This window comes from Streptomyces albofaciens JCM 4342 (genome assembly GCF_008634025.1).
GTDB lineage: Bacteria > Actinomycetota > Actinomycetes > Streptomycetales > Streptomycetaceae > Streptomyces > Streptomyces albofaciens.
Genome location: NZ_PDCM01000001.1, coordinates 3,959,814 through 3,973,137 on the forward strand (window position 1 = coordinate 3,959,814; position 13,324 = coordinate 3,973,137).

Below are 13,324 nucleotides of genomic sequence, written 5' to 3' on the forward strand. Positions count from 1 at the left end.
TCGGATCACGGCGCCCTGAGGCGCCCTCAGAAAGGCAGCGCGGCCCGATGAACGCATCCACCACCCCGCACCTCCGCCCCTCCGCCCTCCCCTCACCCTCCGCCCCGGGGCCGGGGGAGACGCGGCCGCACATCGTGGTCGTGGGCGGCGGCATCGCCGGACTGACCGCTGCCGCCCGCCTCAGCGGCGCGGCGGGCGGCAGCGGTTCCGGCGCGCGGGTGACGCTGCTGGAGTCCGCCGGGCGGCTCGGCGGCAAACTCCTGTGCGGAGAGGTCGGCGGCGTCCCGGTGGACCTGGGGGCCGAGTCGGTGTTCGCACGGCAGCCGTCCGCCGTGGAACTGGCCAGGGCAGTCGGACTGGGGGAGGAACTGGAGTCCCCGGCCACGGTGGAGGCCGCACTGTGGACCCGCGGCGCGCTCCGCCCCCTGCCCCGCGGCCACATCATGGGCATCCCCGCCGACCTCGATTCCCTGGCCGCTTGCGGGGTGCTGTCCGCCGACGGTCTCGCACGCGCCCGCGAGGACCTGACGCTCCCGCGTACGGATGTGGGCGACGACATCACCGTCGGCCGGTACGTGGCCGCCCGGCTGGGACGCGAAGTCGTCGACCGGCTCGTCGAGCCTCTCCTCGGCGGCGTGTACGCCGGGCACGCCGACCGCATCTCCCTGCGCGCCGCCCTGCCACAGCTGCTCCCCGTCGCCCGCGAGGAGCGGTCCCTGCTCGAAGGCATCCGCCGCATGCGGACACCGGCCCCCGGTGGCGCACGGCCCGAGGCGTCACAGCCCGGGGCGGCCGTGCCCCCGTTCCGGAGCGTACGGGGCGGACTGGGACGGCTGCCCCTGGCCGTCGCCCAGGCGTGCCGGGCCGCGGGGGTGGACATCCGCACCGCCACCGCCGCCCGCACGCTGCGCGGCACCGGGCACGGATGGCGGCTGACCGTACGGGACGCTTCGGGCGAGCACCGGATCGACGCCGACGCGGTGGTGCTCGCCGTACCCGCGCCCGCCGCCGCCCGGCTGCTGGCCGACGAGGTCCCGGCCGCGGCCGCCGCGCTGCGCGCCGTCGAGTACGCGGACATGGCCCTGGTCACCCTGGTCTTCGACCGCGCCGACCTGCCCGGCGAACTGCCGGGCAGCGGCCTCCTGGTCCCGCCGGTGGACGGGCGGGTCATCAAGGCGGCCACGTTCCTGAGCGGCAAATGGGCGTGGCCGGGCCGGTGCGCGCCCGGCAAGGTGGTGGTGCGCACGTCCGTCGGCCGGTACGGGGAGGACACCGCCCTGCGCCTCGACGACACGGAACTGATCACCCGTTCACTGGCCGAGCTGGCCGGGGCGACCGGCCTGGCGGCCGTACCGTACGCCAGTGCCGTCACCCGCTGGGCCACCGGCCTGCCGCAGTACACCGTCGGCCACACCGACCGGATCGCCCGTGTGCGGGAGCACCTCGGACGGCTCGGCACGCTGGCGGTCTGCGGGGCCGCCTACGACGGTGTCGGCATCACCAGCTGCGTGGACGGCGCCGGGCGGGCGGCCGAGGCGGTCACGGCATCGCTCGGCGCCCGCCGCCCCCAAGGATGAGGAGATCTGGCGCCCCGCTCATGGTGCGGTAGCCCCGCTTTGCGTGGAAAGTGACCCTGAAGCCGTTCGCGGTGGACCGATCACGATCCGAACGGGCAGGCCGGCCCGGGAGCGGAGTGGCGCGGTGAGTACGAGCACCCGTCCGCAGCGACGCGCGGGCATGGACGGCCCGCTGGCCGAGGCGCTGCTGGGCAGCCGCCGCTTCTTCACCCGCGCCCGGGTGTCGGACGACGGGCGCGCGCTGTCGCGCACCGGCGTAGCGCTGGGCACCGTCGCCGGCCTGTGCGCGGGGCTACGAACTACCGCACCACCATCTCCCCCTGGTTCCGGTCGGTGCTCTCCCTCCGGCCCGACCCCGCGCCGATGACCGGTGTGCCGCCGCTGTACCAGCTGCACGCGCTCAGCGCGCCGGCCCTGTTCGCCGCGTGGCCGTTCACCCGGCTCGTGCACATGCTCACCGCGCCCCTGGGCTACCTCACCCGCCCGTACATCGTCTACCGCGGCCGCGACGCGCGGCTGGGCACGCGCGCTCCCCGGCGGGGGTGGGAACGCATCCGCTGAACGGCCGCCACGATCCCGGCGGGCGGCGGGAAACCCGTCGTGGCCGCCGCAGTGAACCGCGGACCAACGGACCGCTGCCGGGGACCTTCGGACCCCCCGGAGGCGGGTTGCGCGGTACGAAGCTGGAGGCGAACCGCACAACGAGACCCCCGTGCGACCGGGCCGGTCACGGCCCACCGGCCGGCCCGGGTGCCCGGGAGGAAGAGGTGGCCCATGAACCGGGTGAAGACCGAAGCGCGACCGACGGCCAAGAAGGCGTCTGCGAGGACGACGGCGCCCTCCGAACCGGACGTGGCCGTGGGCAGGCTGGTGGACAACGCGGTCAAGGCGCTCGCCGACTACGAGCACTACACCCAGGAGCAGGTCGACCACATCGTCGCCAAGGCGTCGGTCGCCGCGCTCGACCGGCACACCGCGCTGGCCCGGCTCGCGGTGGAGGAGACCGGCCGCGGTGTGTTCGAGGACAAGGCGGCCAAGAACATGTTCGCCTGTGAACACGTGACGCACAGCATGGCGCGGGTCCGGACGGTCGGCGTGGTCTCCCGGGACGACATCGACGGGATGATCGAGATCGCCGAGCCGGTCGGCGTGGTGTGTGCCGTCACGCCGGTCACCAACCCGACGTCCACCACCATCTTCAAGGCGCTGCTCGCCCTGAAGACCCGCAACCCCATCGTGTTCGCGTTCCACCCCTCGGCGCAGCGGTGCAGCGCCGAGGCCGCGCGCATCGTGCGGGACGCCGCCGTCGCCGCGGGCGCGCCCCAGCACTGCGTGCAGTGGATCGAAGCGCCGTCCATCGAGGCCACCGGCCTGCTGATGCACCACCCCGGCGTCGCGATGATCCTCGCGACCGGCGGCAACGGCATGGTCAAGGCCGCCTACTCGGCGGGCAAGCCCGCGGTGGGCGTCGGCGCCGGCAACGTGCCGGCCTATGTGCACCGCAGCGCCGACCTGCGGCGGGCGGTCAACGACCTGGTCCTGTCCAAGTCCTTCGACAACGGCATGATCTGCGCCTCGGAACAGGCGGTCATCCTCGACGACGGGATCTACGACGAGGCACTGGGCCACTTCCGTACCCTGCACGCGCACCTGGCCACGGCCGAGGAGAAGCGGAAGCTGGAGACCTACCTCTTTCCCGCCGCCCCGGCGGGCGGTGAGCCCAGGGTCAACCCGGCGGCCGTCGGGCAGAGCCCGGCGTGGATCGCCGAACAGGCCGGTTTCACGGTCCCGGCGGACACCTCCCTCATCCTCGCCGAGGCGAGCGGGGTGGGTCCGCACGAACCCCTCACCAGGGAGAAGCTCTGCCCGGTGCTGACGGTGCTGCGCGCCGGCTCGACCGAAGAGGGCTTCGGCCTGGCGGCCGGCATGGTCGCCTTCCACGGGCAGGGCCACAGCGCCGTCATCCACACCGGGGACCCGTCGCTCGCCGAGGACTACGGGCGCCGGATGAAGACGGTGCGCATCCTGGTCAACGCCCCCTCCTCGCAGGGCGCCATAGGCGGCATCTACAACCGCCTGCTGCCCTCGCTGACCCTCGGCTGCGGTTCCTGGGGCAGCACCTCGGTCTCCGACAACGTCTCCGCCGCCCAGCTCCTGAACGTCAAGCGGGTCACCACCCGGCAGAACAACATGCAGTGGTTCAAGGTTCCCCCGAAGATCTACTTCGAGCCGCAGGCCATCCGCTACCTCACCTCGATGCCGGACGTGCGCCGGGTCACCGTGGTGACCGACGCGACCATGACCCGCCTCGGTTACGTCAACCGTGTCACCCAGGTCCTCAACCAGCGCCGCGAGCCGGTGACCATCCAGGTCATCGACGATGTGGAGCCCGAGCCGAGCATCGACTCCGTACAGCACGGCGCCGCCCTGATGCGCGCCTTCCGGCCCGACACCATCATCGCGCTGGGCGGCGGCTCCCCCATGGACGCGGCCAAGGTCATGTGGCTGCTGTACGAACAGCCGGACATCGACTTCTCCGACATGCGGCAGAAGTTCTCCGACATCCGCAAGCGCGCCTTCCGCTTCCCCGCCCTGGGCGCGCACGCCCGGCTGGTCTGCGTTCCCACCACCTCGGGCACCGGCGCGGAGGTCACCCCCTTCGCGGTCATCTCCGACCCCGCCACCGGCAAGAAGTACCCGCTGGCCGACTACGCCCTCACCCCCAGCGTGGCCATCATCGACCCGGTCCTGACCGCGGAACTGCCCGCTGCGCTCGCCGCCGACAGCGGCTTCGACGCCCTCACCCACGCCACCGAGGCGTATGTGTCGGTGTACGCCAACGACTACACCGACGGCCTCGCGCTGCACGCGATCAAGCTCGTCTTCGAGAACCTGGAGGCGTCGGTGACCGGCGGCGACGCCCGGCGCAAGGCCCGCGCACGGGAGAAGATGCACAACGCCGCCACGATCGCGGGCATGGCCTTCGGCAACGCGTTCCTGGGCATCGTGCACGCCATGTCGCACACCCTCGGCGCCACCTTCCACATCGCCCACGGACGCACCAACGCGATCCTGATGCCGCATGTCATCCGCTACAACGGCACCGTCCCCGCGAAGCTCACCGGCTGGCCGAAGTACGAGAGCTACCGGGCGCCCGAACGCTTCCAGGACATCGCCCGGGCCCTGGGGCTGCCGGCGTCCACCCCGGCCGAAGGCGTCGCCTCCTACGCCGCCGCGGTCGAACGGCTGCGCGAGGCCGTCGGCATCGAACCGTCCTTCCAGGCGCTGGGCGTCGACGAGCGGGCCTTCATCACCGCCCTCCCGCAGCAGGCCCTGAACGCCTACGAGGACCAGTGCGCCCCGGCCAACCCGCGGATGCCCATGCTCGACGACATGGCGGACATCATGCGTTCGGCCTATTACGGCGCGGAGGGCAGGCCGGCCACCGCCTGACAGGCCCCGCAGCGCCCACCGGACGGAACCGGAGAGCAGGAGAAGACGTTCGACCGGGAAGAAGGGCCATGCGGCCCTGGCCCTTCGGTCCGGGCGTACGGCAGGCTGACCATGGCGCCGCCTGTGGAGGCGGGCCGGGATCAGGAACATCGGAGCTGTGTGATGACGGATAACCCTGCCGACGCCCGGACGAAGGCACCGGTCAGCGTCTTCCTGCTCGACGACCACGAGGTGGTGCGCCGCGGCGTGCACGACCTGCTGGACGCCGAACCGGACCTGACCGTGGTGGGGGAGGCGAACACCGCCGAGCAGGCGCTGGTGCGCGTGCCCGCCCTGCGGCCGCAGGTGGCGATTCTGGACGTCCGGCTGCCGGACGGCGACGGCGTCAGCGTCTGCCGTGAGCTGCGCTCGCGGATGCCGGACCTGGTGTGCCTGATGCTGACCTCGTTCGACGACGAGGAGGCCCTGCTGGACGCGATCATGGCGGGCGCCGCCGGTTACGTGCTCAAGCAGATCACCGGCACCGACCTGGTCAACGCCGTACGGACGGTGGCGTCCGGCCAGTCGCTGCTGGACGCCGGCGCCACCGCCCGCGTCATGGCCCGGCTGCGCGGCGAGAACGAGCGGGCGGAACCGCGCCCGGACGGCCTGTCCGGGCTGAGCGAACGGGAGCGGGAGATCCTGGCGCTGGTGGGCGAGGGCCTGACCAACCGGGAGATCGGCAAGCGGCTCTTCCTCGCGGAGAAGACGGTCAAGAACAACATCTCCCGCCTGCTGGCCAAGCTCGGCGTGGAGCGCCGCGTCCAGGCCGCGGTCATCGCCACCCAGGCGCTCGCGGCCGCCCAGGAGCCCCGGACGGGCCCCGCCGGGTCGCCGCGCGACGGTGGCCCGCGGCTCTGACGGGGGCTTCGGTGCCCGGCCCGGCGGGACCTCCCGCGGTCCGTCACCGGCTGCCCGGTCCGGACCGCGCCGCGCCGGGCGGGGCCGGGGCATGAACGGTCAGCCCCGCGTCCGCCATAAGGCCCCGGCGCGCGGGGGACCGTCGTCGCCCGCGCGCGCGACGAGGCGGCTGACCACGCCCACGACTCCGTCCACCCGCCAGGTCAGGCCGATCGCTGCCGGGATGTCGTCCTCGTGCGGGAGTGTCCCCCGCAGGGTCACGACGCCGTCCCGTACCGAGACCAGCACGTCGTCCGGCGGGACGTCCAGGGCGCGGCCCAGCACCTCGTCGGTCACCTCCGCGCGGATCTGCCGGTCCGTCCGCAGGAAGACCCGCAGCAGGTCGCGTCGGGTGGTGATGCCGATGAGGCGGTCCTCCTCGTCCACGACGGGCAGCCGGTCGACGTGCCGGCGCTGCATGATGCGGGCCGCGTCCACGACACGGTGTTCCGGGTGTACGGTGACCGCCGGAGTGGACATCACCTCGCCCGCGGTCGTGCCGCGGGCGGCACCGGCCTGGCGGCGCGGTACGGCAGGGGCCCCGGCACGGCCGCCCGGGGGCGCGGGCAGGTCCGTACGGGACACCACCCCCATCACCTTGTCGTCGCCGTCCACCACCGGCAGGCCGCTGATCCGGTGGTCGTCGAGCAGCCGGGCCAGTTCCTGTGCCGGGGTGTCCGGGCGGGCCTGTACGACCTCCCACGTCATCACCTCGGCAACGGTGTTGTCCTGCACGGCGATACCTCCCCTCGGTCGGTGTGTCACGGGCCGGGCCGTCGTGCCGGTCCCGTTCCCCGCCGATCGAGTCTCGCCGAGGACGGGGCCGGGGAGCAGGGGCCTATCCGCCTTCGTACGTGGGCCACCAGGCCCGCCGCGCCACACGCATGACCTGGGCGGGAGCGAGTGAGCGCAGGCAGGCGGCGGTCGGGACCCGCTGTTCGAACAGGGTTACGCTGACCGGGTACGGCGGGCGGACCGACGAAGGAGGACCGGTGGGCACGCAGGAGTCGTTGTCGCGGCTGCCCCAGATGCGACTGGACGAGCTGCTGGAGGAGCTCCAGGCACGCATCGACGCGGCGCGCGGGACCCGGGACCGGGTGCACAGCCTCCTGGAGGCGGTGGTCTCGGTGGGGCGGGAACTGGACCTGCCCCAGGTGCTGCGGCGCATCGTGGAGGCCGCCGCGCTGCTGGTCGACGCGCAGTACGCGGCGCTGGGGGTGATCGGCCCGGACGGCAAGCGGCTGTCGCAGTTCCTGACCGTGGGCCTGACCCCCGAGCAGGTCGCCGCGATCGGGCCGCTGCCCGCCGGACACGGCATCCTGGGCGAACTGATCCGCAACCCCGAGCCGTTGCGGCTCTCCGACCTCAGCGCCCATCCGTCGTCGTACGGGTTTCCCGCCCACCACCCGCCGATGCGCACGTTCCTGGGCGTGCCGATCCGGGTGCGCGACGAGGTCTTCGGCAACCTCTACCTGACCGACAAGCGCGGCGGGCACGACTTCGACGCGGAGGACGAGTCGGTGATCTCCACGCTGTCGGTCGCGGCCGGCGTGGCGATCGACAACGCCCGCCTCTACGAGGGCTCGCAGCGCCAGCAGCGCTGGCTGAAGGCGGGCGCGGAGATCACCAGCAGTCTGCTGTCCGGCATCCCGCGCCTGGAGGTCCTGGAGCTGATCGCCCGCCGGGCCCAGGAGATCACCCGGGCGCAGCTGGCGGACGTGTGCGTGCCCATGCACGACACCGGCGACCTGATCGTCGAGCTGGCGATCGGCGGGCACGCCGACAAGCGCCGCGGCCTGGTCGTACCGGCCGACGGCACGCTGTCCGGCGCCGCCCTCAAGTCGGGCGGGCCGGTCACCACGTCCGGGCTGGCGGGCGATGACCGGTACGCCGCCGGGCCCCGCCGGTTCGACGGCCTGGGCCCCGCGGTGGCCGTGCCGTTGGGCAGCGAGGGCGACAGCGCCCGGGGCGTCCTGCTGCTGGCGCGCGCCGAGGGCGAGCCGGTCTTCACCGAGGAGGAGCTGGAACCGCTGCACGCGTTCGCCGGGCAGGCGGCCCTGGCCCTGGAGCTGGCCGAGCGCCGGCGTGACGCCGAGCAGCTGGCCCTGCTGGAGGACCGCGACCGCATCGCCCGCGACCTGCACGACCTGGCGATCCAGCGGCTGTTCGCGACGGGGATGACGCTGCAGAGCGCGGCCCGGCTGGTCGAGCACGCCGGCGCGGCGGAGCGGGTCATGCGGGCGGTGGGCGACCTGGACGAGACCATCAAGATCATCCGGTCGACGATCTTCGGTCTGCGGATCCGGGAGGAGGACACCGGCCCGAGCCTGCGGGCCCGCGTGGCCCGCGCCGTGGGGGAGGCCGGCACGGCGCTGGGCTTCCCGCCCCGGCTGAGCATGGAGGGCCTGCTGGACACCGACGTACCGGCCCAGGTCGCCGACCACGTCGTGGCGGCCCTGACGGAGCTGCTGAGCAACGCGGCCCGGCACGCCCACGCGACCCGGGTCGAGGTGGCGCTCCAGGCCACCGGCGACCAGGTCGTGCTGACCGTCACGGACAACGGCCGGGGCATCCCGGAAGGCGGCCGCCGCAGCGGGCTGGGCAACCTGGCCGAACGCGCGCAGAGCGTGGACGGGGCGATGGAGATCCGCACCCCCGACGACGGCGGAAGCCAGATCGTGTGGCGCGCACCGCTGCTCGCCGACATGACGGGCTGACCGGGGAAGGCCCCGCGCCCTCCGGGGGCGGCCCCCGCCGGCAGCCCGGTTCGGCACGTCCCCGAGAGCGGCGGATGCCGGCGGCGCACCGGCTTCCCGTACGCCCGCGAGCAGTTGGCCCGGCTGCGGCGGCCAGATCGGCCCGGCACCGGCCGACAGGCCCTCCGGCGACCACCAACGCCACCGGAGGATCCCGTCCGCCGCGTGCGCGGCGGTGAGGTCGCCGGCCGGGTCCCGGCGGGGGCCCCGGGCGAAAAGGACATGCTCATGCTGACGGGCCAGCACCCCGGCCCGTGTGAAGCCGTGTTCCCACCGGCACAGCGCAGTGCCGGTGACCTCGGTGCCGGCCATCTGGCCCCGCGCGCGACTCGCGCTCGGCCGCCCGCCGCGGTGACTCGCCGGGGCCGGGCCGTACCGCGTACGGGACACTCGCGCTCGGCCGCCCGCCGCGGTTACCCGCCGGGTCCAGGCCGTACCGCGTACGGGACGCCGTGGCGCGGTCGAGCCGCGGCGGCCGGGGCCGGGTCAGGGCCACCGAAGCCGGATGCGGACCTCTCGGTGGCCGCGCCGGACCGCACCGGGCCGGCGCCGCGGCCTCAGCGCCCCTCGCCGCACCCCGCGCACACCGCGACCGCGGGCTGCGCCACCAGCCGGAAGCCGGTGACCAGGTCCGGCTGGATGCGCAGCACGCCGTTCATGGTCTGCTCCACCCACGGCCGCAGCAGGTCCTCGTAGCGGGCCACCTGCGCCGGGTCGGCCACCAGCCGCGCGTATCCGGTGACGATCACGCTCCAGCCCAGGTGCGTCCGCGGATCGATGGCATCGGCCTCGTACGCGACCACCAGGCCCGCCTCGCCGGCGGGCGGCGCGATCGAGGTGAGGGTCGCCCCGTCGTTGAGCCGGACGACGATGTCCTCCCCGTCCAGCAGGTGGTTGACGGGCCGGATGGCCGGCAGGGCGTTCTGGGTGAACACGAGCCGGCCGAGCGGGACGCTGCCCAGCAGCCGCAGCGATTCGCCCCGGGGCAGCTGTTGCATGCCCCGGGGAGCCACCCGTTCACGGAGTTTCTCGACCTGCTGAGCGTCTTCGTCGTTCATCCTGCACACCCTCTGCTCCGGCGGCGTTCGTCCGGGCACTCGTTGCCTGCCTGCCAGCCTCCTCGAAGCGCGACCGCGGCAACAGGGCCGAACGGACCCCGGTGCGGGGCATTTCACCGGGCCGCCCGTTACGGGTGGGGCACCACGGCCACCGGGCAGGGGGCGTGGTGCAGTGCCGCGTGGGCGACCGCGCCGATCTTCCTCAGCTCGTGGCGGCCCGGGCCGCGGCGTCCCACGACCAGCAGCCGGGCCCGCGCGCCGGCGGCCAGCAGGACCTGCCCCGCACCGCCCATCTCGACGTGCTCGACGACCTCCACCTGCGGGAAGCGCTCCCGCCACGGCCGTACGGCGTCGGCCAGCCGCTTGCGCTCCAGCGGCTCCAGACCGCCCGCGTCGTCGGCCGCCCGCATGGTCTCGCCGCCCCACACCACGACCGGCGGCACGCTCCAGGCCCGTACCGCCCGCAGGCCCACCCCCTGGGCCGCGGCCGCCGAGAAGGCGAACTCCAGCACCGGGTCGCTCTCCCGTACGTCCTGCACGCCCACCACCACCTCGTCACGCGGCCGCGCCGCCTCGTCGGGGCGCGGGCTGCGGACGAGGACGACGGGTCCGGGCGCCTGCCGCAGGACCTGCAACCCCACGGAGCCGAGCAGGTAGCCGACCAGCGTGCTGTGCCCGCGCGACCCCAGGACCAGCAGGTCCGCCGCGGCGGACGCGGCGACCAGGGCCGCGACCGGCTCGTCCGCCAGGATCTCGGTGGTGGCGGGCAGGTCGGGGAAGTTCTTCGCCACCCGGGCCGCGGCGTCCTGGAGGATTTCGGTGGCCCAGCGGCGCTGCACTTCCTCGTCCGCCGCGGCCAATGCCTCCAGGGGGCGCCAGACCCACGCGTGGACCAGCCGCAGGCCCGCTCCGCGGCGGGTGGCCTCGGCGGCGGCCCAGTCGGCGGCGGCGAGGCTGTGGTCGGTTCCGTCCAGTCCGACGGTGACGGTGCCGGGCATGCTGGCCTCCTCAGGCGGGAACGGAAGTACGTCCGGTCCCCACTCTCCGGGCTCGCTGGCCACCGCGGGGACGGCCCCAAGGTCCCGCGCCGGGGGACCAACGGCCTTCCGACACGCGGCCCGCCGTCCGCCGAGGGCCCTTCGGCCTTCGGGTCGGGACCATCGCCGACCAGGGGAGACGGCGCGCGGGAGTGCAATGGAGGGGAGCGCAGGCACAGCGATTCGGAAGGTGCGCACCATGACCGCCACACCCCTGGAGAAGACGACCGACGGCACGGCCTGGGAAGGGTTCGACGGCGGCGCGTGGCGCGACACCATCGACGTCCGCGACTTCGTCCAGCGGAACCACGTCCCGTACGAGGGCGACGCCTCCTTCCTCACCGGCCCCACCGAGCGCACCACCGCGGTGTGGCGGAAGCTGCTCGGCATGTTCCCCGACGAGCGGGTGCGGGGCATCCACGACGTGGACGTCAGCACCCCGTCGCGGATCGACGCGTTCGCGCCCGGCTACATCGACGAGGAGCGGGACCTGATCGTCGGCCTCCAGACCGACGCCCCGCTCAAGCGCGCCATCATGCCCAACGGCGGCTGGCGGATGGTCGAGAGCGCCCTCGCCGCGTACGGCTACGAGCCGGACCCGGCGGTCAGGGAGATCTACACCCGGCTGCGCAAGACCCACAACGACGGCGTCTTCGACGCGTACACGCCCGAGATCCGCGCCTGCCGCTCCGCCGGCATCATCACCGGCCTGCCCGACGCCTACGGCCGCGGCCGCATCATCGGCGACTACCGCCGGGTCGCCCTCTACGGCGTCGACCGGCTCATCGAGGACAAGCAGGCCGCCCGGGCCGACGCCGACGGGCGGTGGCCGACCGAGGACGTGATCCGGGAGCGCGAGGAGATCGCCGAGCAGATCAAGGCGCTCGGCGAGCTGAAGGCCATGGCCGCCTCGTACGGCTACGACATCTCCCGGCCCGCCGCCACCGGCCGCGAGGCCGTGCAGTGGCTCTACTTCGGCTATCTGGCCGCCGTCAAGGAGCAGAACGGCGCGGCCATGTCGATCGGCCGCATCGACGCCTTCCTCGACATCTACCTCCGGCGCGACATCGAGCGCGGCGTCCTGGACGAGGAGCGCGCGCAGGAGCTGATCGACGACTTCGTCATCAAGCTGCGCATCGTGCGGTTCCTGCGCACCCCCGAATACAACGAGCTGTATTCGGGCGACCCGACCTGGGTCACCTGGTCGCTGGCCGGGATCGGCGAGGACGGCCGCCCGCTCGTCTCCCGTACGACCTTCCGCGCCCTCCAGACGCTCTACAACCTGGGCCCGGCCCCCGAGCCCAACCTGACCGTCTTCTGGTCGCCGCGCCTGCCGGGCGGCTTCAAGGAGTTCGCGTCGAAGGTCGCCATCGACACCTCGGCCCTCCAGTTCGAGTCCGACGAACTGATGCGGCCCAAGTACGGCGACGACACGGCCATCGCCTGCTGCGTGTCGGCCATGGCGGTCGGCAAGCAGATGCAGTTCTTCGGCGCCCGCGTCAATGTCGCCAAGGCCCTGCTGTACGCCATCAACGGCGGCCGGGACGAGATGACCGGCAAGACCGTCGTGGCGGGCTTCGAGCCGGTCGAGGGCGAGTACCTGGACTACGCCACCGTCGCCGAGCGCTACGACGCGATGCTGGAATGGCTGGCCGAGACCTACGTCCACGCCCTGAACGTCATCCACTACATGCACGACAAGTACGCCTACGAACGCCTGGAGATGGCCCTGCACGACCGCACCGTGCTGCGCACCATGGCCTGCGGCATCGCCGGACTGTCGGTCGCCGCGGACTCGCTGTCGGCGCTCAAGTACGCCCGGGTGCGGGCCATCCGCGACGAGACCGGGCTGGTCACGGGTTACGAGACCGAGGGCACGTACCCGGCGTACGGCAACAACGACGACCGTGCGGACCGGTTCGCGAAGGACATCGTGCACACGTTCATGCAGAAGGTGCGCAAGCACCCCACCTACCGGGGCGCCGTGCACACCCAGTCCGTGCTGACCATCACCTCCAACGTCGTCTACGGCAAGAAGACCGGCGCCACCCCGGACGGCCGCCCGGCGGGCGAGCCCTTCGCGCCCGGCGCCAACCCGATGAACGGCCGCGACGAGCACGGCTACCTCGCCTCCGCGCTGTCGGTCGCCAAGCTGCCGTACGACGACGCCGAGGACGGCATCTCGCTGACCAACACCATCACGCCGGACGCGCTCGGCCGCACCGAGCGGGAGCGGATCGAGAACCTGACGGGCGTGCTGGACGGCTACATGGCGGGCGGCGGCTTCCACATGAACGTCAACGTGCTGGACCGGGCGACCCTGGAGGACGCCATGGAGCACCCCGAGAACCACCCGCAGCTGACGATCCGGGTGTCCGGTTACGCGGTGAACTTCGTACGGCTGACGCGTGAGCAGCAGCTCGACGTCATCAACCGCACCTTCCACGGGGCCCTGTGACGGCGCCCGTCCCCCGGTCCACGGCGCCGGTGCCGGGCCCTCACCC

At 73.5% G+C, this 13,324-nt stretch carries 9 protein-coding genes; 6 read left to right on the forward strand and 3 right to left on the reverse strand.

Going from position 1 to position 13,324, the window contains the following annotated elements; genetic code table 11:
- Positions 1-47: 47 nt before the first annotated feature.
- From hemG to CP973_RS17800, 4 genes are all read left to right on the forward strand, one after another.
- Complete coding sequence (gene hemG / locus CP973_RS17785) at positions 48-1,577, forward strand: protoporphyrinogen oxidase (RefSeq protein ID WP_150241860.1); 1,530 nt, start codon at positions 48-50, stop codon at positions 1,575-1,577.
- Positions 1,578-1,859: 282 nt separating this feature from the next.
- Complete coding sequence (locus CP973_RS17790) at positions 1,860-2,138, forward strand: respiratory nitrate reductase subunit gamma (protein ID WP_425281975.1); 279 nt, start codon at positions 1,860-1,862, stop codon at positions 2,136-2,138.
- A 213-nt stretch (positions 2,139-2,351) separates the two neighbouring features.
- Entirely contained in the window at positions 2,352-5,030 is a 2,679-nt protein-coding gene (gene adhE, locus CP973_RS17795) for a bifunctional acetaldehyde-CoA/alcohol dehydrogenase (RefSeq protein WP_150241862.1), read from the forward strand.
- A gap of 162 nt (positions 5,031-5,192) precedes the next feature.
- A complete protein-coding gene (locus CP973_RS17800) occupies positions 5,193-5,930 on the forward strand; it encodes a response regulator (RefSeq protein WP_150241864.1) in 738 nt (245 codons plus the stop codon).
- Positions 5,931-6,029: 99 nt separating this feature from the next.
- Here CP973_RS17800 and CP973_RS17805 read toward each other — a convergent pair whose 3' ends face one another.
- Complete coding sequence (locus tag CP973_RS17805; RefSeq protein WP_244409574.1) at positions 6,030-6,704, reverse strand: CBS domain-containing protein; 675 nt, start codon at positions 6,702-6,704, stop codon at positions 6,030-6,032.
- Positions 6,705-6,997: 293 nt separating this feature from the next.
- Here CP973_RS17805 and CP973_RS17810 point away from each other — a divergent pair, with 293 nt between their 5' ends.
- Entirely contained in the window at positions 6,998-8,686 is a 1,689-nt protein-coding gene (locus CP973_RS17810) for a sensor histidine kinase (protein ID WP_167538454.1), read from the forward strand.
- A 596-nt stretch (positions 8,687-9,282) separates the two neighbouring features.
- Here CP973_RS17810 and CP973_RS17815 read toward each other — a convergent pair.
- Positions 9,283-9,783, reverse strand: a complete 501-nt coding sequence (locus tag CP973_RS17815; RefSeq protein ID WP_150241868.1) for a pyridoxamine 5'-phosphate oxidase family protein — start codon at positions 9,781-9,783, stop codon at positions 9,283-9,285.
- A gap of 128 nt (positions 9,784-9,911) precedes the next feature.
- Complete coding sequence (locus tag CP973_RS17820) at positions 9,912-10,781, reverse strand: universal stress protein (RefSeq protein WP_150241870.1); 870 nt, start codon at positions 10,779-10,781, stop codon at positions 9,912-9,914.
- A gap of 238 nt (positions 10,782-11,019) precedes the next feature.
- Between CP973_RS17820 and pflB the strand changes: the two genes are divergently transcribed.
- Entirely contained in the window at positions 11,020-13,278 is a 2,259-nt protein-coding gene (gene pflB, locus CP973_RS17825; protein ID WP_150241872.1) for a formate C-acetyltransferase, read from the forward strand.
- The last annotated feature ends 46 nt before the right edge of the window (positions 13,279-13,324 follow it).